The organism is Phyllobacterium ifriqiyense (genome assembly GCF_030817885.1).
GTDB lineage: Bacteria > Pseudomonadota > Alphaproteobacteria > Rhizobiales > Rhizobiaceae > Phyllobacterium > Phyllobacterium ifriqiyense.
Genome location: NZ_JAUSZT010000003.1, coordinates 1511733 through 1536436 on the forward strand (window position 1 = coordinate 1511733; position 24704 = coordinate 1536436).

Consider the following 24704-nt stretch of genomic DNA (forward strand, 5'->3'; position numbering starts at 1 on the left):
ATGACTGATTCCACAGTAGAGCAAGCAATATTTCTAGGGTTGGATACGGGCGGGACCTATACCGACGCCGTACTCTGGTCGGAAGAGCGCGGCGTTATTGCCAAGGCAAAAGCGCTTACGACACGCCATGATTTGAGTGTTGGCATTTCTGGCGCGGTCGATGCCATCATTGCCGAAGCTTCTGTGCTTCCAGCCGACATCCGGCTTGTGTCAATGTCGACGACACTGGCCACCAACGCGTTGGTTGAGGGCCAGGGCGGGCGCATCGCATTGGTGATGATCGGATTTTCCGATGCTGATCTGGAGAAGGCAGGATTGAAAGATGCTCTTGGCAACGATCCTGTCATATTTATCCCGGGTGGTCATGACGTCTATGGTCGTGCTCAACCTTTCGATGCGTCATCCCTTGAAAAGGCATTGCCACATCTGAAATCTGAAGTGACAGGCTTTGCCATTTGCGCCTATTTTGCCGTGCGCAATCCGGAGCATGAGATTGCCGTGCGCGATCTTGTGCATGATAAGACAGGGCTGCCAGTCACATGCAGCCATGAATTGTCGGCCAAATTGAACGGTCCCAAACGGGCATTGACGACAGTCCTCAATGCCCGGCTGATTGCGATGATTGACCGGCTTGTCGCGGCCACGGAAGGTTTTCTGGACAAGCGCGGGATTCATGCACCTTTAATGGTCGTTCGCGGCGATGGTGCGCTGGTTTCTGCCGCATTTGCCCGCCACCGGCCCATTGAAACCATTCTTTCGGGGCCGGCAGCAAGTCTCGTTGGCGCGCGTCATATGACCGGCCTCGACAATGCGATTATTTCCGATATTGGCGGCACGACGACTGATGTTGCCGTGCTGGATGATGGCCGCCCCAGGCTTGATCCCAATGGTGCCACAGTTGGTGGGTTTCGCACCATGGTTGAAGCCGTGGCGATGCGTACCTTTGGCCTTGGCGGGGACTCGGAAGTGTCGCTGGACGACAATGCCATGACACCCGGGATCAAGCTTGGACCAAGACGGCTTGTGCCGCTGGCGCTTCTCGCGGCCAATCACGGTTCCATGGTTATCGAGCATCTGGCCCGTCAGGTTAAAGCGGTCAATGCAGGACGGCTAGATGGACGTTTCGCCTTGCGCACAGGTGTGCCGGTGCAAATGGCGTCTGGCCTGAGCAAGGGAGAGGCCGAGCTTTACGAGCGTATGACCACAGAGCCACAGCCGCTTGATCGTCTATTGGCCTCGGTGTCGCAGACGGCAGCAATAACACGGCTGGTCTCTCGCGGATTGGTTCATCTTGCGGGGTTCACGCCCTCGGATGCCTGTCATGTTTTGGGTCTTCAGAACAATTGGAATGCCGAAGCAGCGCGGTATGGTGCTATTCTTTATGCAAGGCGCAAGGATGGGGCGGGTCGTCCTTTTTGCGATACGCCGGAAGAGGTTTCGCGCCGAACCTATGATGCTCTTATCAGGCGTTCATCCGAGGTCGTTCTTGAAACAGTCTTTGCGGAGGACGGGCTTGAGGGGCAGGAAACCGTCGCAAGCGCACTCGTTCAGCGAGCATTATCTGGGGTGGGCGGTATTGCCGGTATCAAATTGCATATCGACCGGCCCCTAATCGGACTTGGAGCGTCAGCACCCGTCTATTACCCTGCTGTGGGCGACGAGCTTGGTGTTCAATGTATCGTTCCCGTTGATACGGATGTGGCAAACGCTTTGGGAGCCGTTGTCGGACAAGTCCGGGTGTCACTGGAAGCGCATATAAGCCAGCCTGTTGAAGGTCTTTTCCGGGTAATGGCGGGTGAAGCTGTTCAGGATTTTCAGCTTGAGGAAGATTCAATCGCATTTGCCGAATCAACACTGAAGGATCAGGTGCAGCGACTGGCGCTCGAGGCCGGTACGGACGAGCCTCACATCACAATTATTCGCAAGATCAGCGCGGCAACGGTGGAAGATCAGCGAAAATTCATTGAAGCGATCTTGATCGCTACAGCGTCAGGGCGTCCGCGGATCGCACACTAATCGATTTCAATCGATACAGATTTCAACACAGACCATCGGAGAATTGACTGCACTGGCCTTGGCGTGTTCAAGGATATGCAATGCAAATCTATAAGGACATGATCATGGGCGAACGTATCGAAATGAATGGTCTGAAAGTGGCTCCAGAGCTTCACGATTTCGTTGTGAATGAAGCCATTCCCGGAACAGGCGTCGATGCGGCACAGTTTTGGTCAGGTTTTGCGCAGATCGTTGATGATCTGGCGCCGAAGAATCGCGCTTTGCTGGCAAAACGCGACGCATTCCAGCTTCAACTCGATGATTTCTACAAGGGCAGGCGTGACAATGGTTACTCACCGGAGGAGTATGAAGCATTCCTGCGTGAGATTGGTTATTTGCTGCCTGAAGGCGACAAATTTGCTGTCTCGACGAGCAATGTAGATCCTGAAATCGCCGTGACAGCGGGTCCGCAGCTTGTTGTGCCTGTCATGAATGCCCGCTATGCGCTCAATGCTGCCAATGCGCGTTGGGGTTCGCTCTATGATGCGCTTTACGGTACGGACGCAATTTCGGATGAAGGCGGGGCGGAAAAAGGAAAAGCATTCAACCCGGTACGCGGTGCGAAAGTCATTGCCTGGGCCAAGTCTTTTCTTGATGAGAGTGTGCCATTGCAGGGTGCGCAGTGGGCGGATATTTCCGCTCTTACTGTTAAAGACGGTAAACTTGCGCTCAAATCAGGGAATGAGGCTGTTTCCCTTGCGAATGAAAGCCAGTTCGCGGGCTATCGCGGTGATCCGGCAAGCCCGACGGCAATTCTTCTGATCAAGAACGGGCTGCATGTGGAGATCGTGATTAATGCCGATCATCCAATTGGCACAACAGACAAGGCGCACATTGCCGATGTTCTGTTGGAATCTGCCCTGACAACAATTCAGGATTGCGAAGACTCCGTCGCGGCAGTGGATGCGCAGGATAAGGTCATTGTCTATCGCAATTGGCTCGGCCTGATGAATGGCGATCTTGAAGACAGTTTCGAAAAAGGCGGGAAGACAGTCACCCGCAAGCTCAACCCGGATAGGGAATATACGGGCAAGGACGGCAAGCCGCTAACGGTACCGGGACGCTCCCTCATGCTGGTACGTAATGTCGGGCATCTGATGACCAATCCTGCAATCCTCGACAAGGATGGCAATGAGGTGCCTGAGGGCATTATGGACGCGGCCATCACGGCCTTGGCGGCACTTCACGATATTGGTCCAAATGGCCGGCATATGAACTCCCGTGCCGGATCAATGTATGTGGTGAAGCCAAAGATGCATGGCCCAGAAGAGGTTGCTTTTGCGGCTGAATTGTTTGGGCGCGTAGAAGCACTTTTGGGAATGCAGCCGAATACGATGAAGATGGGCATCATGGATGAGGAACGCCGAACGACGGTCAACCTGAAGGAATCCATCCGTGCAGCAAAAGAACGGGTCGTTTTCATCAACACCGGTTTCCTTGATCGCACTGGCGACGAGATTCATACTTCCATGGAAGCTGGACCGATGATCCGCAAGGGCGACATGAAGCAGGCGTCGTGGATCGGAGCCTATGAGAACTGGAATGTTGATATCGGCCTCGAATGTGGTCTTTCCGGTCATGCCCAGATCGGCAAGGGCATGTGGGCGATGCCCGATCTGATGGCGGCAATGCTTGAACAGAAGATCGGTCACCCGAAGGCTGGTGCGAATACTGCTTGGGTACCATCGCCAACAGCCGCAACGCTGCACGCCACACATTATCACAAGGTCAATGTTGCGGAAGTTCAAGCGGCATTGAAATCACGGGGGCGTGCAAAGCTCAGCGATATTCTATCTGTGCCTGTCGTATTGCGCCCCAACTGGACGCCGGAGGATATTCAGCGTGAACTCGACAATAATGCGCAAGGCATTTTAGGCTATGTGGTGCGCTGGGTCGATCAAGGGGTTGGTTGTTCCAAGGTGCCCGATATCAACAATGTCGGATTGATGGAAGATCGGGCAACTTTGCGTATTTCTGCCCAGCATATTGCCAACTGGCTGCATCATGGAATCACCAATGAAGCTCAGGTGTTGGAGACGATGAAGCGTATGGCAGCCGTCGTCGACAAGCAAAATGCCAATGATCCTCTTTATCAGCCAATGGCTGGTAATTTTGACAAGTCGGTAGCGTTTCAGGCCGCATGTGATCTCGTTCTCAAGGGCCGCGAACAGCCCAATGGCTATACAGAACCTGTCCTGCACCGCAGGCGCCTGGAGTTGAAAGCAAGCCAATAAACCTTTTCGATGCCGGGCGGCGATCAACATGAATAGCTGCCCGTGCCGAGTGTGCTCTTGTTTGCCGACTGATTCTTGTTTAGGCGATAGCACATGAAATTGCTTGCGCTCGACACCGCCGCCAATCTTTGTTCTGTTGCCATCTTCGATGCTGAAAGCGGCACGATGCTGGCGCAGATCAGTGAAGATATTGGCAAAGGCCATGCCGAGCGGTTGATGGCAATCATGGAACAAGCCGTTGCCAATGCTGGGATTGCAATCAACGAAATTAGCAAGGTCGTCACCAGTATTGGACCGGGATCCTTTACTGGCGTGCGGGTAGGGGTGGCAACGGCGCGCGGTCTGGCTTTGGCTTTGCGCTGTCCTGCGATAGGGATTACCACGCTTGAGGCTCTGGCTTATGATGCCGGAAAAGCCCTCTCCGGAAGACCAGTTCTCAGTGTGATCGATGCGCGCCGCGATGAGTTTTATGCGCAGTTTTTCGCAAGCGATAGTACGCCTGCCTCCGAGCCCATGATTGTTACCTTGCCCGGGATCGTGGAACAACTGGCCGGCCATGGGCAAAATCTTGTTCTTGCCGGTTCCGCCTCAGCGCTGATCAATGCAAAGCTGGAACGTCCATTGGACGTGACGTCGGCAATGGCGACCGGTACGATCGAAGCGTTTGCGCAACTTGGAATACGATCACAAGACACAGCCTTGCCCAGCCCCCTTTATTTGCGTGGTCTCGACGTTAAGCCGCAACAGGGTTTCGTATTGAAGCGGCAGGTCGCAGAATGATGGGCCTGCCTTTCGATAATCTGCGTCAGCGCAGCTTCGTAATCGAAACGCTTGCGCGGGAGGACGCAACTCATCTGGTGCCGATTCATGCCGGTACGTTCCGGCAGCCGTGGAGTGAAGACGATTTTCACGCGCTGCTTGGTGAAGCCAACGTCTTTGGTTTTATCGCGCGCGAAGAGGGAAATCGTGCGGCGCAGCCCGGTGGTTTTGTTCTTGCACGGCTTGTTCTGGATGAGGCCGAGATACTAACCATCGCCGTCGCTCCGCAGTTTCAGCGCAAGGGCGTCGGTCATGCCTTGATGGACGCGGCATTGCGCCATTTGTACAATGCGCGTGCGACCATGCTGTTTCTTGAGGTGGATGAGCTGAACGCACCGGCGCTCGCCCTATATCGCAGTCTCGGATTCAAACAGGTGGGAAAACGGCCCGGCTATTATGAAACGCCTTCAGGACGCTCAGCGGCCTTGACGATGCGCCGTGACCTGGGACATCGCGAAACGGGTTCTGGCCGCTAAGATGATCGCACATCTAAGACTTATTCTGGCAGCGGCCGGCTTTGCACTCATCACAATAATCTTGCTGCCGGTCCAACTGCTTTTCGTTAAGACCGGCTGGTCATTACAGAAAAAGCTTCCTGTGCTTTTTCATAAGGTTGTTCGCCATTTGCTTGGAATTCGCATTCATGTGCACGGCAAAATGGCGCAGAATCGGCCATTGCTGCTTGCAGCCAATCATTCCTCATGGGCCGACATAGTCGTTTTATCGGCTATCGCGGAAGTCTCTTTCATAGCCAAGTCTCAGGTGGCTACCTGGCCATTATTCGGTCTCTTCGCCAAGTTGCAGCGCTCTGTCTTCGTTGAGCGTGAAAAACGCGGCAAGACCCATGATCAGGCAAGTGAAATAGCAACGCGTCTTGCCGATGGCGATGTCATGGTGCTTTTTGCGGAAGGCACGACATCAGACGGTAACCGTATATTGCCCTTCAAGACATCGCTGTTCGGTGCTGCGCAGGTAGCAATCCGCGAAACCAGCGTCGAAACAGTCACGATCCAACCTGTTGCCATCGCTTATACGCGGGTGCACGGACTGCCAATGGGCAGGTTTCATCGCCCGATCATCGCATGGCCGGGGGACGTGGAGCTTGGTCCCAGCCTTATCGGGATGCTCAAGGAGGGCGCCTATGATGTTGATGTCCGATTTGGCGAGCCAGTTGTGATTGACAGCAAGTCTGACCGGAAAGCCTTGGCGCGGTTGATGGAAGAGAAAGTGCGGGCGATGATGCAAAGGTCGCTGCAGGACCGTGACTAGATCGAGCCGGAGATCGCAACTGCCACGAATCTCACCGATCCGGCTATTTTCAAAGAGGCTAAAAAGCTTTAGAAGCCTCTGCATGGACGATATCATTATTAAACATCAGCTGGACGAGACGTCGGCAGCGCTTGCCCATTCGCCATCACTGGCCAATACCCGCAAGGTCTATGTAAAGACCTATGGCTGCCAGATGAATGTCTATGACAGCCAGCGGATGACGGACAGTCTCGCAGCTGAGGGTTATAGCCCGACAGACACGGCGGATGATGCCGATCTGGTCTTGATCAATACCTGTCATATTCGTGAGAAGGCGTCTGAAAAGCTGTACTCGGCGCTTGGCCGGCTACGCAAAATGAAAGATGCGCGCGCCAAAGAGGGCCGCGAACTCACGGTCGGCGTTGCTGGATGCGTGGCGCAAGCCGAAGGCGATGAAATTACGCGGCGTGCGCCCGTTGTTGATCTGGTTGTCGGCCCCCAAACATATCACCGCCTGCCACAGGCGCTAGCGCGTGTGGCAAAAGGCGAACGTGTCGTTGAAACGGAATATGCGATTGAGGACAAGTTCGAACATTTGCCCGCTCCCAAAAAGGAGCAGACGAGAAGCCGCGGCGTTACTGCATTTCTCACTGTCCAGGAGGGGTGCGACAAATTCTGTACGTTCTGCGTGGTCCCCTATACACGGGGATCTGAAGTTTCGCGTCCTGTTGCCCAGATTCTGAAAGAAGCCGAAAAACTCGCCGATGCCGGTGTACGTGAGCTGACGCTGCTTGGGCAGAACGTCAATGCGTGGCATGGCGAGGGGCATGATGGCCGCGAGTGGGGGCTGGGCGAATTGCTTTACCGGCTGGCCGAGATACCCGGCATTGCGCGACTACGCTACATTACCAGTCACCCGCGCGACATGGATGACGCTTTGATCAATGCGCATCGTGATCTCGATATGTTGATGCCCTATCTGCATCTGCCGGTTCAGGCTGGTTCGGACCGTATTTTGAAAGCGATGAATCGCAAGCATACGGGCGACGATTATCTGCGTCTGATTGAGCGGATACGAAACGCCCGCTCCGATATAGCGCTGTCGGGTGACTTCATTGTTGGCTTCCCCGGAGAAACGGACGAGGATTTTGAGGCGACGTTGCAGCTGGTTCGGGACGTTACCTACGCCGCAGCCTATTCGTTCAAATATTCGCCGCGACCAGGAACACCCGGTGCCGATCTGCCTGACCATATTGATGAAGCGGTAAAAGACGAGAGATTGCAGCGTTTGCAGGCTTTGCTCAGCGAACAGCAATATGCCTTCCAACGCAGCCTTGTGAATAAAAGCTTTGATGTGCTCATTGAAAAGGCCGGAAGAGTGCCTGGACAGATGGTTGGACGATCTCCTTGGTTACAACCTGTAATTATCGATGTACACGGCGGCAGAATCGGCGACATTATCAATGTACGAATCATTGACACGGGAACCAACAGCCTTATCGGTCTCCGGGAGATGGTTTGAGGAACAAGTAGCGACTATATGAACAGGCGAATACTTTTTTAGGAGAGCCGTTTGAACGCCACCGAAAAACTGAAACCCGCTCCTTCCGGAGCCTCGGACCTGGCGCATATCGTACTGACATTTGATAACAATCGGCTGGCGAGTGCGCTATTCGGCCAGTTTGACGAGAATCTTGCTCGTATCGAAAAGAAGCTGGGCGTTGACGTCCGTTCCAAAGGCAATCAGCTCGCTATTCGTGGCGAGCCAGGAGCAACGGAGCAGGCTCGGCGCGCTCTGGATCAACTCTACGAACATTTGCAAAAAGGCCATGATATATCCGCATCGGATGTTGATGGTGCTTTGCGAATGGCTATCGCTGCCGACGATCAATTGACGCTTCCCACAATGGAAAACAAGAGCAAGATGGCTGTAGCCCAGATATCGACCCGCAAGAAGACGATCTTCGCTCGCACGCCGACGCAAGATGCTTATATGCGCGCGCTTGACCGGTCGGAAATGGTGTTCGGCGTAGGGCCAGCGGGTACGGGTAAGACCTATCTGGCGGTCGCCCATGCGGCGATGCTGCTGGAGCGTGGTCTGGTGGACCGCATCATCCTTTCCCGCCCAGCCGTCGAAGCTGGTGAGCGGCTTGGTTTTCTTCCCGGCGACATGAAAGAGAAGGTCGACCCTTATCTGCGCCCTCTCTATGACGCGCTTTACGACATGATGCCTGCTGATAAGGTTGAGCGTGCCATCGCCGCAGGCGTTATCGAAATCGCACCGCTCGCCTTCATGCGCGGGCGTACACTGGCTCATTCTGCAATTATTCTGGATGAGGCGCAAAATACGACTGCAATGCAGATGAAGATGTTCCTGACCCGCCTTGGCGAAAACGGACGTATGATTATTACTGGCGATCCGAGCCAGATTGATCTACCGCCAGGCCAGAAGTCCGGATTGGTGGAAGCGCTCAATATTTTGAACGATGTTCAGGGTATCGTCACCGTAAAGTTTACGGATGTCGATGTGGTTCGTCATCCGCTGGTTGCGGCGATTGTTCGTGCTTACGATAAGGAAGGCGCCAAGCCTAAAGCTTGACGGAGTATCTTGATCGACATTGACATATTGGTTGAAACCGATGGCTGGCCAGAGGAGGCGGCGCTGTCGGACCTTGCATCAATTGCTATTGCTGCAGTTTGGGACGAACTGGCTAGCGGAAACCAGCCCGACAGCGAGCTAAGTCTGGTTTTCACCGATGATGCGGCGATCAAGGAACTTAATAACGATTGGCGCGACAAGGACAAACCTACCAATGTCTTGTCCTTTCCGGCCTTTCCGATCAAACCGGGTCAAGCGCCCGGACCGATGCTTGGCGATATCGTTATTGCCCGCGAAACCGTTGTGGCGGGAAGCGGAAGATGAAGAAAAATCCTTCGACCATCACCTCACGCATCTGATCGTTCATGGGGTTTTGCATCTCCTCGGATATGACCACGAAACAGATGATGAAGCCGAAGCGATGGAGCAGCTTGAGCGCAAAATTCTTGCGCGGCTTGCAATTCCTGATCCATATGCGCTATCGGTCATAGACGATTAATTTGATTGAGGACCATGTCTGACACGTCGCACCAAAACGATCCTGCCGCGCCAGCCAAAGGCATGAATGGGCAGGAAAGTGATGCCGAAGGGCAAAGTATCACCAGAGCGCCTGTTTTAGAAAAGCGCTCGCTCCTTTCCACGATCTTTCCATTCTTGCGCGCACGCCCCGGAACGTCCTTAAGGGACGATCTTGATGCTGCGCTTGCCGAGGATCATCATGGTGACACGGCCTTTTCTCCTGAAGAGCGCGCAATGCTTCATAACATTTTGCGCCTGCGGGAGCTGCGGGTCGAAGATGTGATGATTCCGCGCGCTGATATTGAAGCGGTCGAAATCAGCACGAGCCTTGGCGATCTCCTGGAAATATTCGAGAAGTCCGGTCATTCGCGTATGCCAGTCTTTGCCGAAACGCTGGATGACCCGCGCGGCATGGTTCATATCCGCGACGTGGTTAATCACATTACCAAGACGTCCCGGGTTAAAACGCCACGAAAAACGGCGCGCGCGCCCAAGTCCCCGGTTGCGGCAAAATTTGATCTCTCCAATGTTGATCTCACCAAAACGATTTCAGATTTGAGCTTGATGCGCACGATCCTGTTCGTGCCCCCTTCCATGCTTGCCAGTGATTTGATGGGGCGCATGCAGGCGCAGCGTATCCAGATAGCGCTCGTGATTGACGAGTATGGCGGCACTGATGGTCTGGTTTCGCTGGAAGATATCGTGGAAATGGTTGTCGGTGATATTGAAGACGAACATGACGATGATGAAGTGATGATCGTCGAGGATCCGGAGGGTGTATTCATTACGGATGCCCGGGCGGATCTTGACGAAGTGTCTGAAAAGATCGGTTCAGGCTTCGTCGTCGGCGAACATGGTGAGGATGTTGATACGGTCGGTGGCCTGATCTTCTCGATTCTCGGACGCATTCCCGTGCGTGGCGAAATGGTCCAGGCCGTTCCCGGATATGAGTTTCACGTTTTGGAAGCCGATCCACGCCGCATACGTAAGGTTAGAATTGTTCCCCTGCGTCACGCAGAACGCAGGCCGCGTAGCCAGCGCCAAGGTGTTGTCGAGCCATCAGCGGATGACGAATGATCTTGTGTAAATTGGTCAAGGCATGATCCGGGGTCTAATCGATAGGATCGTGCTTCTGTCGGGTTGGCGGCGTTGGGGGCTGGCATTTCTTATGGGCGCTCTGGCGAGCTTTGCCTTGCCGCCCTACGACTTTTTTGCCGTAGCATTTGTTGCTTTTCCTGTTTTGGTCTGGCTGCTTGATGGCGCAGTGGATAATGCCGGAAGCGGCCCGATCCGTCGGCTGGTTCCCGCCGCAATAGTCGGCTGGTGGTTCGGCTTTGGCTATTTTGTTTTCGGGCTGTGGTGGATCGGCAATGCTTTGCTGGTCGATGCTGCAAATTTTGCCTGGGCAATTCCCTTGGCAATTTTTGGCCTTCCTGCATTTCTCGCATTTTTCTATGCTTTTGCAGCAGTAATTGCGCGTCTCATATGGAGCGACGGGATCGGGCGCATATTTGCGCTCGGCCTTGGTTTCGGCCTCGCCGAATGGTTGCGTTCCTTTGTGCTAACCGGTTTTCCCTGGAACGCCATCGGCTATGCCGCAATGCCAATACCGGTTCTGATGCAATCGTCTATTATTGTGGGCTTGCTCGCAATGAATATTCTGGCGGTAATCGTATTTGCCATGCCTGCGGTTTATAATGCCAAGCAAGGCCGGATAGCTGGACTTGCCGTTGCACTCATCCTGATCATCGCTCATGTCGGCTTCGGCGTTTTCCGGCTCTCCACAGCGGATATCAAACTCGACGGCCCGCATATTCGTATCGTGCAGCCCTCCATTTCGCAGGATCTCAAATGGGACGCAGAGGCGCGGCGCGGTATATTTGACAAGTACCTTGCCATGACCGCTGAAGAGCCAGCAGAGGGGAAAGTTAAGCCGCAGATTATAGTTTGGCCGGAAACAGCAGTTCCCTATATTCTGACGAAAACTCCAGAAGCACTGCAAGCTATCGCCGATAATTTGGCTGACGGGCAGACTCTTTTGGCTGGTGCCATCAGAATGGAAGAGCCTGGCGGGGCGGAGGAACCTCTCTACTACAACACCATCTATACCATCGACAGCTCGGGAGAAATTACCGGAGCGGCCGATAAAGTTCATCTCGTGCCCTTCGGGGAATATGTGCCGCTTGAGAGCATTCTCCGAAAGATCGGCATTAGCGAAGTGGTGGAACTGCCGGGAGGGTTCAGCGCAGCTTCGGTGCGCCGCTCGCTTGAGGTTATCAGCGGTTTCTCAGTACTGCCGCTCATATGTTATGAGGCCATCTTTCCGGGTGAGATGTTCTACCAAGGCGCAGCCGCCAATGCCATTGTCAACGTCACCAACGATGCATGGTATGGCGATACTCCTGGTCCTTACCAGCATTTCAGACAGGCGCAATTGCGCGCAGTGGAACAGGGGCTGCCGATGGTGCGGGCCGCCAATAACGGTCTTTCAGGAGTCGTTGACCCCTATGGACGAATCATTGATGCGCTTGCACTCAATGGGGTCGGTGTGATTGATGCTCAACTTCCAGGACGCGTAGAACTACCTTGGGGAGAGGGGGTTCATACGGTTCAATTTCTGGTTGTATTAATAATGGTTCTAATTGTGGCGTTGGGGTATTTTTTGCGCGGTAGAAGGCGTGTTGGTTGACATTTCCGATACAGCCCTGTCGAATAAAGTGATATTTGGTACGTTGATACATTGATGGTAAAATTCATTTTCAATTCCATTTCATATGAATGAGATTTTCATGTCTGATAATAGTAAAAAGAGTCCGAACCCCGTTGATATCCATGTTGGCGCAAGAATTAGATTGCGACGCAATATGATAGGCTTGAGCCAGGAAAAACTCGGTGAGAGCCTAGGAATAACGTTTCAGCAGATTCAAAAATATGAAAAAGGCATGAACCGTGTGGGTGCCAGTCGCCTTCAGGCAATAGCCAATATCCTCAACGTGCCGGTTACATTCTTTTTTGACGACATGCCCGGTCAGTCAGACAAACCTCGTGGTTTTGAGGAAGAAAACGAGACAACCTATGTCGTTGGTTTCCTGAACAGTTCAGAGGGTATCCAGTTGGCGCGCGCCTTTGCAAAAATTGGCGACGCGAAAATCCGGCGTAAAGTGCTCGACCTCGTACGCACGCTTGGCCAAGAGGATGATGCGGTCTAGAGGCCTTTCTGCTTAAAGAAAAGCAATTCTGTTCCGCCAAAGGCGTGACAAGGGACACCGAAAGTGGCGAGGGCGACGTCTCTCCGAAGTTGCGTGACAAAGCGGCTGGACGCGCGCTGAAACCCCAAGCTGGTTGGTTTGCAAAAGCAAACCAACCAGCTTTCAAATCCGCCGGTCGCGCTGACTGGATTCGTAACAAATGCAGTTCGATCCGTGGCGCGTGCAATTGGGCCAAATCCTTCCGGTGCACCTACGCATAATGGGGCGAGATCAACCTCGCTAAACCCTTCGATTTTGCCCCAAGATTCCCTTCAGTAGAAGGATTCTCCTTAAGCAAGAAAGGCTCCAACCATAACTTTTCATCTGTTTATGGTGTGAAACGGGAAAAAAATCCTCTTGGCGCGATCCTTTTAAAAGTGAAAGCAATTGACGGAACCGCCGCAGCTTGGCAAACACTATGCAGCCAGTCGGCATATGCCTGCTGGCGTTCGTTTGCTTTCAAGAGGGGTTCCCCGTGACGCGCAGTTCTTATCTTTTTACCAGTGAGTCCGTTTCGGAAGGTCACCCAGACAAAGTCTGTGACCGTATTTCCGATGAAATCGTTGACATGATCTACAAAGAAGCGAAGAAAACAGGAGTTGATCCCTGGACTGTTCGTATTGCCTGCGAAACTCTGGCGACAACGAACCGGGTCGTAATAGCTGGCGAAGTCCGGGTTCCGGATACATTGCTGAAGAAAGATAAAAACGGCGCTGTCGTCAAGGATGCCAAAGGCCATCCGGTTATCAATCCTTCCAGATTCCGTGCTGCCGCCCGTCGCGCCATTCGCGACATTGGTTATGAACAGGAAGGCTTCAACTGGAAGACGGCGAAGATTGAAGTTCTGCTGCATCCCCAATCGGCAGATATTGCCCAAGGCGTCGATAATGCAGCCGATCGCCAAGGTGAAGAAGGCGCTGGCGACCAGGGCATCATGTTCGGCTACGCATGCCGCGAAACACCTGATCTCATGCCTGCTCCAATTTATTATTCCCATAAGATTCTGGAATTGCTGGCAGCAGCCCGTCACAAGGGCGAAGGCGATGCTGGCAAGCTTGGACCTGATGCCAAGAGCCAGGTTACTGTCCGCTATGTGGACGGTGTGGCGGCAGAAGCAACCCAAATCGTGCTTTCAACGCAGCATCTGGATGCAAGCTGGGACTCAAAAAAGGTCCGCAGCGTCGTTGAACCCTATATTCGCGAAGCCATGGGTGATCTGAAGATTGCTGACGATTGCGTCTGGTACATCAATCCTACGGGCAAGTTCGTCATTGGTGGTCCAGACGGCGATGCTGGCCTCACTGGCCGCAAAATCATTGTCGATACCTATGGCGGTGCTGCTCCTCATGGCGGCGGCGCTTTCTCGGGCAAGGACACAACCAAGGTTGACCGTTCTGCGGCATATGCAGCACGTTATCTTGCAAAGAACGTTGTAGCCGCGGGTTTTGCTGATCGCTGCACGATCCAGCTTTCCTATGCAATTGGCGTTGCCCAGCCGCTTTCGGTCTATGTTGATCTGCATGGCACGGGCAAAGTAAAGGAAGATGCGGTCGAGGAAGCCCTGCGCAAGGTTATGGACCTGTCGCCCTCCGGCATTCGTAAGCATCTTGACCTTAACAAGCCAATCTATGCCAAGACTTCGGCCTATGGCCATTTCGGACGGAAACCCGGCCGCGATGGGTCTTTCTCATGGGAAAAGACAGATCTTGCCAAGCAATTGAAGACAGCATTGGCCGCCTAAGCGGCCAATGTGGATAAATGGTATGACCGAGCCCAGACGCGAGCGTTCAACAGAAGCATTCTTCGGCAGGAGAAGCGGCAAGGCGCTGCGCCCTTTGCAGCGTTCCATCAGGGATGAACTCCTGCCTGAATTAAAGCTCGATCTTACTTCCCCAGCACCCGTCGACCTCCGCAGTCTTTTTGCTGCCGAGGTTGACGTGGTGCGTATGGAGATTGGCTTCGGGGGCGGCGAGCATCTTGTGCATGAAGCCGCGCGTCACCCTGAAGCGGGCTTTATCGGCGTTGAGCCATTCGTCAACAGCATGGCGAAGCTGGTTGTTGATCTTCACGACAATCCGCTCGCCAATATCAGGCTTCACGACGACGACGCAACGCAAGTGCTCGATTGGCTGCCGGAAGCATCGCTTGATGGAATAGATCTTTTCTATCCTGATCCCTGGCCCAAGAAGAAGCATTGGAAGCGCCGTTTTATCAGCCAGAAAAATCTCGGTCGCTTTGCTCGTGTGTTGAAATCGGGCGGACGCTTTCGCTTTGCATCCGACATAGATACCTATGTAAATTGGACATTGCAGCACTGTCATGAACATAGTGAGTTCGATTGGCTTGCTGAAACAGCCGCTGATTGGCATACACCTTACGAAGCATGGCCGGGCACCCGCTATGAGCAGAAAGCTCATCGCGAAGGCAGGGTCGGCGCTTATCTGACATTTCTACGACGCTAAGCCTCTTTGCACGCTATTTCGCGTGACAGCTTCCTGACAGTTTTCTAGTATCATTCTAAAGACGAGGAGACCGCTGGGAGGCTGTCCATAGATATGCGCGTTAATCGTGGCAACAATGCCTGCGCAATCCTATGGCGACAACTTTCCAATCTTCGAAAAACTGAAAAAATCGATGGCCGAGGGCCGTTTTGGGAGGACTTCACACAATGCGTAAGATGTTGCTCGCTTTTGTAGCTGCCGGTGCAATGGCTATTTCCGGAAATGCCTTTGCCGCAGATTATAAAATAATGGCGCCAGCCGCACCCGGCGGCGGTTGGGATCAAACCGCCCGCACTCTCCAGACAGTGCTTCAGGAAGAGAAAATCTCGGGCAATGTGCAGGTCGTCAACGTGACCGGCGCGGGCGGTACGATTGGTCTCGCACAATTTGCAAACTCCGCCAAAGGCGATCCGTCGCAGCTCATCGTGGGCGGTTACGTGATGGTTGGTGCAATTCTCACCAATGCATCGCCAGTTACTTTGGAGCAGGTAACGCCAATTGCGCGCCTTACTGGCGAATACGAGGCATTGGTCGTGCCGGCTGCTTCTCCAATCAAGTCGATAGCCGATCTGGTCGAGAAGCTTAAGGCTGATCCCGGCGCAGTATCCTGGGGTGGCGGTTCGGCTGGCGGTACAGATCATATCACTGCAGGTCTTTTGGCCAAGGCAGCGGGTGTCGATCCAACCAAAGTAAACTACATTGCCTTTTCTGGCGGCGGCGAAGCACTTGCAGCCATTCTCGGTAATCAGGTGACGGTTGGTATCTCGGGTTACGGTGAGTTCGAATCGCAGATCAAGTCAGGTACTCTCCGTATTATCGGTATTTCCAGTGAGACCAAGGTTGAGGGCATTGATGCGCCAACCTTCAAGGAAGGTGGCCTCGACGTTTCCATCCAGAATTGGCGCATGGTCGCCGCGGCTCCCGGCATCACTAAGGAGCAGGAAGCGGCTATTGGCGCCGACATCGAAAAATTGGTTAAGTCCAAGGGCTGGCAGGAACAGTTGAAGGCCAAAGGTTGGGCTGACACATATCTTGCAGGCGATGCATTCAAGGCACAGCTGGCCAAGGATACGGAAGCAACGTCCGCTATCCTGAAAGATATCGGCTTGGTAAAATGACGCAGCAGTCATCAACCTCAAAAACGCGCCGCCCTGATCGGGCGGCGTTGGGCATTGCCGCCTTTCTGGCGGTTCTGGCCATCATAATCGGATACAGCACGGCCACCACTCATGGCGGCAGCGTCACGCGGATTGGCCCCGCTGTTTTCCCATACGCCATCAGTATTGTTTTATTTATTTTGGCTATCTGGACTGTGTTCGAAGCCTTCCGTGGAGAATTTCCTGAGCGAGAGGCACAGGCGCCGGGCCCGGTCCTGTGGATTGTCGGTGGACTCGCCGCTCAAATGCTCCTTCTTAACGTTGTCGGCTTTTCAATTGCCACGGGCCTGTTGTTTGCCGCGACAGCGCGAGGCTTCGGCAAAACGAAGCTTTGGATAACGATACCTGCGGGCATCGTCCTTTCCTTTGTTGTCTGGGTACTCTTTGCCAAGGGGCTTCAATTGTCTCTGCCGGCAGGGCCGCCAGAACACTTCTTTTTTGGGAGTTAAGGTCAATGGACACGTTTGGATTGCTGTTCCAGGGCTTCGCCGTTGCGATGGACCCGATGAACCTTCTCTACGCCCTGATCGGCGTGACATTGGGCACCGCTGTTGGCGTGCTTCCGGGCATCGGCCCGGCTTTGACGGTGGCGCTTTTGCTACCCGTCACTTACAAACTGGACCCTGCCGGGTCACTCATCATGTTTGCCGGTATTTACTACGGGGGCATGTATGGCGGGTCGACGACATCCATCCTGCTGAACACACCGGGCGAAAGCTCTTCGATCGTCACGGCGCTTGAAGGCAACAAGATGGCCCGCGCGGGACGCGGCGGACCGGCTCTTGCCACGGCAGCAATTGGTTCCTTTGTAGCAGGTTTGATTGCGACCATCGGTCTGGCGCTTGTCGCGCCCTGGATAGTGAAGTTCGCCTTGTCGTTTGGACCTGCGGAGTATTTTGCTCTCATGGTTCTGGCGTTCATGACGGTTTCCGCGGCCTTTGGTGATTCTACTTTACGCGGCCTGACAGCGCTGTTCATCGGACTGGCACTGGGTCTGGTGGGGCAGGACCAATTGACAGGACAAGCAAGGCTTGCCTTCGGCATTCCCGATTTGCTTGACGGGATTGAAGTCACCACCTTGGCAGTCGCTCTTTTTGCGATTGGCGAAACACTTGCCGTTGCGGCCTCACGCTCTTCAATGGACGAAAAAATCGAAGCGGTTAAAGGTTCGATCTGGATGACCAAGGAAGATTGGTCACGTTCGTGGAAGCCATGGCTGCGCGGAACATTTATCGGCTTTCCTATCGGGGCAATGCCTGCCGGCGGTGCTGAAATCGGTACGTTCCTTTCCTACTCCGTGGAAAAGCAACTTGCGAAAAAGCCGGAAGAGTTTGGTCATGGCGCGATTGAGGGTGTGGCAGGACCGGAAGCGGCCAATAATGCCTCTGCCGCTGGTACATTGGTTCCACTGCTGACGCTTGGTTTGCCGACAACTGCAACTGCAGCGATCATGCTTGCGGGTTTCCAGCAATTCGGACTTCAGCCCGGGCCATTGCTGTTTGTAACAAGCCCGCAATTGGTGTGGGGCTTGATTGCCAGCCTTCTGGTAGCCAACCTTATGCTGCTGGTACTGAATCTGCCACTTATCGGCCTTTGGGTGCGCTTGCTGTCTATTCCCAAGCCATGGCTTTATGCGGGCATTCTTGTTTTCGCGACGTTAGGCACGATAGGAGCAAATTCCGCAGTCTTTCAACTTGGATGGCTCGCCTTCTCGTTCGAATTGGCAATGCTGATACTTTTTGGATTGTTTGGCTACTTCATGCGGCAATTCGGTTATCCGATTGCGCCGGTTGTTGTCGGCCTTATCCTTGGCCCGATGGCTGAAACGCAACTACGTCGCGCCATCCAGATCAGTCAGGGCGACTTCGCTGTATTGGTCGGGTCACCAATCGCGGTAACCTTGCTGGTTCTGGCTGTCTGTGCGGTGGTTATACCGCTCATCATGCGTGCCCGAGGCCAAGGTAAAGTTCTGGCCTCGCTTGCAGCGAACGAAGACTAAGCTTCATTCACCGTCCACCGGACCGATTAGTTCCGGTGGATGGAGCTGAACTGAACCGGATCAATGCCCAGCGTGCGCAGATCCGAAGCAATTGGCTGGTGGCCAGTGCGTGTGGCTGATGCAACTGCGACGGCGCTGCCGAATACGTTCAGCATGCGGCTGATCTTGGAACTTGCGGAATTCTTGCTCATTTTATTCATCCTTTTCGCGTTTATATTGCGATGCAACAAAGATAGGGATGGGAGGCAAGTTTAGTAAGAGCTTCTTATGCAAGGCAGCTATGCGAATTGACCTATACAGACCACAGGAGGTCTGGGTTCGCAGAAATTTGTCACGGCGCTTGAAAGTCTCCGCCCGTTTCGGTATATAGATCGTATATTCTTGGTCGTTAGAACAGGGGTGGGTCCACACAGGTCCCGCTCTTTTTTGTTTCTTGGGGCCAAAACAAGGAAAATTTGCGTGACAGACGGCACCAATACAGAAGAGCAAGCTATACCGGCAACTGGCCTGGAAGAGCGTATTATTACGGAAACCGGCATTGATGCACGTGTTGCTTCAATTATTGAGCCGGTACTTCAGTCTATAGGTTTCCGGCTTGTTCGGGCGCGCCTTTCAGGTCTTAATGGACTTACGCTACAGATTATGACTGAGCGGAACGATGGCACCATGACCGTTGAAGATTGTGAGCTTGTGAGCCGCACGCTGTCTCCGGTTCTTGATGTTGAAGATCCGATTGACCGGAATTATCATCTGGAAGTGTCCTCCCCGGGGATCGACCGTCCGCTCGTGCGGAAGTCGGATTTTTCGGTCTGGAGTGGGCATATCGTAAAGGTCGATACTTCCGCAGTTCTCGATGGCAGGAAAAAGTTTCGCGGCCGGATCGGCCAACGTTACAGATCAATCAATAACGATCGAAAGCGATCAGGCGACCTATGGCGACAAGCCAGCTGTCGAGGTTCCATTCGAAATGATTGCCGATGCCCGTCTTATTTTAACGGATGATCTCATTCGCGATGCATTGCGCCGCGACAAGGATCTGCGCGAAGGCCGCATACCAGAAGATAATAGCTCGGACACTGACGAAGCGAACGCTTCGGACGAAGAGCAGAGCTAACAACCGGATTGAATTTCATACGCCCGCAGAGGAAGCGTGGTGGTGAACCCAAGGAGAAGAAAATGGCAGTCAGTGCAAACAGGCTAGAACTTCTGCAGATCGCCGACGCGGTTGCGCGCGAGAAGTCGATTGACCGCGAGATCGTTATTGCGGCTATGGCCGATGCCATTCAGAAAGCTGCGCGCTCGCGTTATGGCCAGGAAACCAATATCCGCGCCGACATCAACGCCAAGACGGGCGAAATCAAGTTGCAACGCCTGCTTGAAGTCGTCGAAACCGTTGAAGATCCGGTCACGCAGATTGGTATGGATGCCGCCCGCGATCGTAACCCCGATGCGCAGCCAGGCGATTTCCTTGCGGACCAATTGCCTCCGATGGATTTCGGTCGCATCGCGGCACAGTCTGCAAAACAGGTTATCGTGCAGAAAGTGCGCGAAGCAGAGCGCGACCGCCAGTATGACGAATACAAGGATCGCGTCGGCGAAATCATCAATGGTAGCGTCAAGCGCGTTGAATATGGCAATGTGATCGTCGATCTCGGTCGCGGTGAAGCTATTGTTCGTCGTGACGAATTGATCCCCCGCGAAACTTTCCGCTATGGGGACCGTGTTCGCGCCTATGTTTATGATGTGCGCCGCGAACAGCGCGGTCCGCAGATTTTCCTGAGCCGCACGCACCCGCAATTCATGGCGAAGCTTTTCACCATGGAAGTACCGGAAATTTATGACGGCATCATTGAAATCAAATCAGTAGCCCGTGATCCGGGTTCACGCGCCAAGATTGCTGTTATTTCGCGTGATTCCTCGATTGATCCAGTCGGCGCTTGCGTCGGTATGCGTGGTTCGCGCGTTCAGGCTGTTGTCGGTGAGCTTCAGGGCGAAAAGATCGACATTATTCCTTGGTCACCAGAGCCTGCTTCCTTTATCGTTAATGCATTGCAGCCGGCGGAAGTTTCTAAAGTTGTTCTCGATGAAGATGCCGAGCGTATTGAAGTTGTGGTTCCGGATGACCAATTATCACTAGCGATCGGTCGTCGCGGTCAGAATGTCCGCTTGGCCTCGCAATTGACAGGCTGGGATATCGACATCCTCACAGAGCAGGAAGAGTCCGAGCGCCGTCAGAAGGAATTTGTCGAACGCTCCAACCTGTTCATGGAAGCCTTGGACGTTGATGAAATGGTCGGTCAGGTTCTTGCCTCCGAAGGTTTTGCCAGCGTTGAAGAAATCGCTTATGTTGATAGCGACGATATTTCCTCGATCGATGGTTTCGACGAGGACACGGCGACTGAAATTCAACAGCGCGCGCAGGAATATCTGGGCCGAATCGAAGAAGAGCGTGATGCCCGCCGCAAGGAATTGGGTGTCTCGGACGAACTTCGTGATCTGCCAGGCATGACCAACGCGATTCTGGTTGCCGTCGGTGAAGACGGTGTCAAAACCGTGGAAGACTTTGCTGGCTATGCTGTTGACGAACTGACCGGATGGCGTGAGCGCAAGGACGGGGAAACTGTAAATTTCCCCGGCATTTTGTCGGCATTTGAAGTAAGCCGTGCAGATGCGGAACAGATGGTGCTCGCTGCTCGTTTGAAGGCTGGATGGATCACGGAAGATGATCTCGTTGCAACCGAGACCGAAGCCGACGCTGAAGAAGAGGTTGCTGGCTGAGCCCAGTAGCTTGAAAATGGAAGCGGATATGAACGACAGAACGTGCATCGTCACGCGTGAAGCAGGTTCTGTCGATGACATGATCCGGTTTGTAGCTGGCCCCGATGGATCGGTTGTTGCTGACTTAAAGCACAACCTTCCCGGACGGGGATGTTGGGTCAAGGCCCAGCGGCGCTATATTGACGAAGCGGTAAAGCGAAAGCTTTTCCCGCGTGGACTGAAAACAGCGGTGACAGTTCCCGATAATTTCGGGCAGATCGTCGACCAGATGCTGGTAAAATCGGCTTTGGGAAGTTTTGGGTTGGCGCGAAAGGCCGGTGTTGTGATAACAGGGGCCGCAAAAGTGGATATCGCCATCCGCAACGGCACAGCAGGACTTGTGCTGCATGCTTCTGAAGCAGCGGAAGACGGCGTCCGAAAGCTTGACCAGGCCCGGCGTTCGGTAGTTTATGCCGACGGACCTGATATACCCGCCCTTTCATTGTTCAGTAGCGATGAAATGGATTTGGCATTGGGTGGGGTTAATGTGATACATGCTGCCGTACTCAGAGGGAGGGCAGCTGCCGGACTCATGAAACGAGTCTGGATGCTACAGCATTTTCGCGTGGGTCTGGACGAGCAGACCAGCGCTAAAGCGGCAACTGCTGCGAAGGAAACGGAAACGGAATGAGCGATATAAAATCGACAGACGACAAGACGCTTGGCGTCAATAAGAAAACCCTGACCCTGAAGCGGCCCGGTATCGAACAAAGCACGGTGCGCCAGAATTTCAGCCACGGGCGGACGAAGTCTGTTGTCGTTGAAACGAAGAAGCGCAAGTTCAGCCTGCCGGACCAGAAGCCGGAGGTTGCACCTGTTGCTGCTCCGGCTCCAGCGCCAGCACCTGTTCAGACAGCGCCTGCTGCGCCAGCGCCTGCTGCGCCAGTGACGGCGGCACCAGTTGCGCCGGCTGTATCCCAGCCAGCTGCCGCTGCGCCTCAGCCAGTTGCTGCTGCTCCTGCACCTGCGCCAGAACCTCGCTCGGCTGCGCCGGCACCCGCTGCCGCTCCATCCAGCAAGGCTACGGCACCGGCCACCCCTGCTCGCCCTGCACAGCGCGGTGGGGCTCAACCATCATCGCCGCAGCGTCCCGGACAGCCATACCGTTCGTCCGGTCAGCGGCCGAATGATCGTTCAGGCATGGTCTTGAATACGCTATCGGCAGCCGAGCTTGAAGCGCGCCGCAAGGCTCTTGAAGGGTCTAAAGCACGCGATATTGAGGATCGGGCCAAGGCAGCTATCGAAGCTGCCCGCCGCGCAGAAGAAGATGCATTGCGCGCCAAGGAGCGTGAAGAATCCGCTCGCCGTCAGGCAGAAGAAGAAGAGCGTCTGCGCAAGGAAGCTCAGGCCAAGCAGCGCGCTGAAGAAGAATCACGCAAGCGTCAACCCGAGTCTGCTGCTACTGAAGAGGCTAGCTCGAAAGTATCCGTTCGCAAGACCAACGTTGCGGAAGAAGAAGAGACCCGCCGCGGTAGTCCGGCAGGCGCGCGTCGCGGCAGCAGTGCTGCCCCGGCAAAGCCTGAAGTTCGCACCCCTAAGGTTGTCAAAGGTGAAGATGAACGCCGTCGCGGCAAGCTGACATTGGGCTCTGCGCTCAATGATGAAGGCCGCAGCCGTTCGCTTTCCGCCATGCGCCGCCGCCAGGAAAAGTTCAAGCGCGGCATGCAGCAGGAAACACGCGAAAAGATCGCGCGTGAAGTCGTTCTGCCGGAAACCATCACCATTCAGGAACTTGCCCAGCGTATGGCTGAGCGTTCGGTCGACGTCATCAAATATTTGATGAAAGAAGGCCAGATGATGAAGCCGGGCGATTTGATCGATGCCGATATGGCTCAGCTGATTGCCGAAGAATTCGGTCACACGGTTCGCCGCGTTGCCGAATCGGATGTTGAAGAGGGCATCTTTAACGTTCAGGATGATCAGGGTGCATTCGTATCACGGCCACCTGTTGTCACCATTATGGGTCACGTCGATCACGGCAAGACGTCATTGCTGGACGCTATCCGCAAGGCGAACGTTGTATCCGGTGAAGCCGGTGGCATTACCCAGCATATTGGTGCTTACCAAGTCGAGCAGAACGGTCAGAAGATCACCTTCATCGATACGCCGGGCCACGCTGCCTTCACGGCAATGCGCGCACGCGGTGCCCAAGCAACCGATATCGCCATTCTGGTGGTTGCGGCTGATGATAGCGTGATGCCGCAGACGATTGAATCAATCAATCATGCCAAGGCGGCAGGCGTTCCGATCATTGTCGCGATCAACAAGATCGACAAGCCTTCTGCCGATCCGCAGAAGGTGCGTAACGGATTGCTTCAGCACGAAGTTTTCGTAGAATCGATGGGCGGCGAAACGCTGGACGTTGAGGTGTCTGCGAAAACCGGCGTTGGCCTGGACAAGCTTCTTGAAACAATCTTGCTTCAGGCAGAAGTTCTGGATCTCAAGGCCGATCCAATTCGTACGGCGGAAGGTGTGGTTATCGAAGCCAAGCTTGATCGCGGTCGCGGTTCGGTGGCTACTGTTCTCGTGCAGAAGGGTACTCTGCACCCTGGCGACATCATTGTTGCCGGTAGTGAATGGGGCCGTGTTCGCGCACTGATCAATGACCGTGGCGAAAACATGAAGGATGCCGGACCGGCCATGCCGGTTGAGGTTCTCGGTCTTGGCGGACCGCCACAGGCGGGTGATCGTTTTGCCGTTGTTGAAAACGAAGCCAAGGCACGCGAGATTTCCGAATATCGCACACGTCTGGCCCGTGAAAAGGCTGTGGCCAAGCAAGCCGGTTCTCGTGGATCGCTTGAGCAGATGATGAGCCAGTTGCAAGTTACCGGCTTGAAAGAGTTCCCGTTGCTCATCAAGGGTGACGTACAGGGCTCAATCGAAGCCATTGCCGGCGCTCTCGACAAGCTAGGTACTGAAGAAGTACGCGCGCGCATCATCCATTCGGGTGCGGGCGGAATCACCGAAAGTGATATCGCGCTTGCAGAAGCATCGAACGCTGCAATCATCGGCTTCAACGTACGCGCCAACAAGCAGGCTCGTGATCTGGCTGAACGCGAAGGCATCGAAATTCGCTACTACAACATCATCTACGATCTGGTCGATGATGTGAAAGCAGCAATGTCCGGTCTTCTTTCTCCAGAACGCCGCGAAACCTTCATCGGCAATGCGGAAATTCTGGAAGTCTTCAATATCACGAAGGTCGGCAAGGTCGCCGGTTGTCGTGTCACGGAAGGCAAGGTCGAACGTGGTGCAGGCGTACGCCTTATCCGCGACAACGTTGTCATCCACGAAGGCAAGCTCAAGACGCTCAAGCGCTTCAAGGATGAAGTATCCGAAGTGCCGATGGGTCAGGAATGCGGTATGGCGTTTGAAAACTACGAGGATATTCGCGCAGGCGATACAATCGAAGCTTTCCGCGTCGAACATGTAACCCGCACGCTCTAAACTCAAGCGTCTCGATTATTGATAACAGGATCGCCGGAATAATAATCCGGCGATCTCTTGT

19 protein-coding genes and 2 pseudogenes are annotated in these 24704 nt (G+C 54.2%); 20 read left to right on the top strand and 1 reads right to left on the bottom strand.

Annotation, left to right across the window (positions count from 1 at the left end):
* The 16 genes and pseudogenes from QFZ34_RS14915 to QFZ34_RS14990 all read left to right on the top strand — a co-directional run bounded on the left by QFZ34_RS14915 (position 1) and on the right by QFZ34_RS14990 (position 18379).
* Positions 1 to 2016: a hydantoinase/oxoprolinase N-terminal domain-containing protein gene (locus QFZ34_RS14915; RefSeq protein WP_115051434.1), complete on the top strand. Its 2016-nt coding sequence runs from the start codon at positions 1 to 3 to the stop codon at positions 2014 to 2016.
* Positions 2017 to 2120: 104 nt separating this feature from the next.
* On the top strand, positions 2121 to 4289 hold the full coding sequence (locus QFZ34_RS14920) for a malate synthase G (protein ID WP_307286347.1): 2169 nt from the start codon (positions 2121 to 2123) through the stop codon (positions 4287 to 4289).
* 93 nt (positions 4290 to 4382) lie between these two features.
* Positions 4383 to 5069, top strand: a complete 687-nt coding sequence (gene tsaB / locus QFZ34_RS14925) for a tRNA (adenosine(37)-N6)-threonylcarbamoyltransferase complex dimerization subunit type 1 TsaB (protein WP_307282354.1) — start codon at positions 4383 to 4385, stop codon at positions 5067 to 5069.
* Positions 5066 to 5584, top strand: coding sequence for a ribosomal protein S18-alanine N-acetyltransferase (gene rimI / locus QFZ34_RS14930; protein WP_307282357.1), 519 nt, complete (start codon positions 5066 to 5068; stop codon positions 5582 to 5584). The genes tsaB and rimI overlap by 4 nt, the downstream gene beginning before the upstream one ends.
* Position 5585: 1 nt before the next feature.
* On the top strand, positions 5586 to 6377 hold the full coding sequence (gene olsA, locus QFZ34_RS14935; protein WP_307282360.1) for a lyso-ornithine lipid O-acyltransferase: 792 nt from the start codon (positions 5586 to 5588) through the stop codon (positions 6375 to 6377).
* Positions 6378 to 6459: 82 nt separating this feature from the next.
* Entirely contained in the window at positions 6460 to 7878 is a 1419-nt protein-coding gene (gene miaB, locus QFZ34_RS14940; RefSeq protein ID WP_307282362.1) for a tRNA (N6-isopentenyl adenosine(37)-C2)-methylthiotransferase MiaB, read from the top strand.
* Between the two features lie 51 nt (positions 7879 to 7929).
* Positions 7930 to 8955, top strand: a complete 1026-nt coding sequence (locus tag QFZ34_RS14945; protein ID WP_307282363.1) for a PhoH family protein — start codon at positions 7930 to 7932, stop codon at positions 8953 to 8955.
* A 9-nt stretch (positions 8956 to 8964) separates the two neighbouring features.
* Positions 8965 to 9454: pseudogene (gene ybeY, locus QFZ34_RS14950) on the top strand (rRNA maturation RNase YbeY).
* A 14-nt stretch (positions 9455 to 9468) separates the two neighbouring features.
* Positions 9469 to 10551 carry a hemolysin family protein gene (locus QFZ34_RS14955; RefSeq protein WP_115051430.1) on the top strand — a complete coding sequence of 361 codons (1083 nt, stop codon included), beginning with the start codon at positions 9469 to 9471 and terminating at the stop codon, positions 10549 to 10551.
* Between the two features lie 22 nt (positions 10552 to 10573).
* Positions 10574 to 12163 carry an apolipoprotein N-acyltransferase gene (lnt, locus tag QFZ34_RS14960; protein ID WP_307282366.1) on the top strand — a complete coding sequence of 530 codons (1590 nt, stop codon included), beginning with the start codon at positions 10574 to 10576 and terminating at the stop codon, positions 12161 to 12163.
* Between the two features lie 100 nt (positions 12164 to 12263).
* The gene (locus QFZ34_RS14965; protein WP_115051428.1) at positions 12264 to 12683 is read left to right on the top strand and encodes a helix-turn-helix domain-containing protein; all 420 of its coding nucleotides are present in this window, start codon (positions 12264 to 12266) and stop codon (positions 12681 to 12683) included.
* A gap of 514 nt (positions 12684 to 13197) precedes the next feature.
* Positions 13198 to 14463 (top strand): methionine adenosyltransferase, encoded by a 1266-nt coding sequence (gene metK / locus QFZ34_RS14970; RefSeq protein WP_115051615.1) that lies wholly within the window; start codon positions 13198 to 13200, stop codon positions 14461 to 14463.
* A gap of 22 nt (positions 14464 to 14485) precedes the next feature.
* Positions 14486 to 15184, top strand: a complete 699-nt coding sequence (gene trmB, locus QFZ34_RS14975) for a tRNA (guanosine(46)-N7)-methyltransferase TrmB (protein WP_307282370.1) — start codon at positions 14486 to 14488, stop codon at positions 15182 to 15184.
* A gap of 206 nt (positions 15185 to 15390) precedes the next feature.
* A complete protein-coding gene (locus tag QFZ34_RS14980; protein ID WP_115051426.1) occupies positions 15391 to 16341 on the top strand; it encodes a Bug family tripartite tricarboxylate transporter substrate binding protein in 951 nt (316 codons plus the stop codon).
* Complete coding sequence (locus QFZ34_RS14985; RefSeq protein ID WP_307282372.1) at positions 16338 to 16829, top strand: tripartite tricarboxylate transporter TctB family protein; 492 nt, start codon at positions 16338 to 16340, stop codon at positions 16827 to 16829. Before QFZ34_RS14980 ends, QFZ34_RS14985 begins: the two co-directional genes overlap by 4 nt.
* Before the next feature lie 5 nt (positions 16830 to 16834).
* On the top strand, positions 16835 to 18379 hold the full coding sequence (locus QFZ34_RS14990) for a tripartite tricarboxylate transporter permease (RefSeq protein ID WP_307282374.1): 1545 nt from the start codon (positions 16835 to 16837) through the stop codon (positions 18377 to 18379).
* Positions 18380 to 18405: 26 nt separating this feature from the next.
* On the opposite strand, the gene QFZ34_RS14995 is transcribed toward QFZ34_RS14990, so the two are convergent.
* Complete coding sequence (locus QFZ34_RS14995) at positions 18406 to 18570, bottom strand: hypothetical protein (RefSeq protein ID WP_307282376.1); 165 nt, start codon at positions 18568 to 18570, stop codon at positions 18406 to 18408.
* A 268-nt stretch (positions 18571 to 18838) separates the two neighbouring features.
* Between QFZ34_RS14995 and rimP the strand changes: the two are divergent.
* The 4 genes and pseudogenes from rimP to infB all read left to right on the top strand — a co-directional run bounded on the left by rimP (position 18839) and on the right by infB (position 24643).
* Positions 18839 to 19493, top strand: a pseudogene (gene rimP, locus QFZ34_RS15000) (ribosome maturation factor RimP).
* Between the two features lie 62 nt (positions 19494 to 19555).
* Positions 19556 to 21157, top strand: a complete 1602-nt coding sequence (nusA, locus tag QFZ34_RS15005) for a transcription termination factor NusA (protein WP_115051422.1) — start codon at positions 19556 to 19558, stop codon at positions 21155 to 21157.
* Positions 21158 to 21173: 16 nt separating this feature from the next.
* Positions 21174 to 21827, top strand: a complete 654-nt coding sequence (locus tag QFZ34_RS15010; protein WP_115051421.1) for an RNA-binding protein — start codon at positions 21174 to 21176, stop codon at positions 21825 to 21827.
* Positions 21824 to 24643, top strand: a complete 2820-nt coding sequence (gene infB, locus QFZ34_RS15015) for a translation initiation factor IF-2 (RefSeq protein ID WP_307282379.1) — start codon at positions 21824 to 21826, stop codon at positions 24641 to 24643. The genes QFZ34_RS15010 and infB overlap by 4 nt, the downstream gene beginning before the upstream one ends.
* Positions 24644 to 24704: the final 61 nt, after the last annotated feature.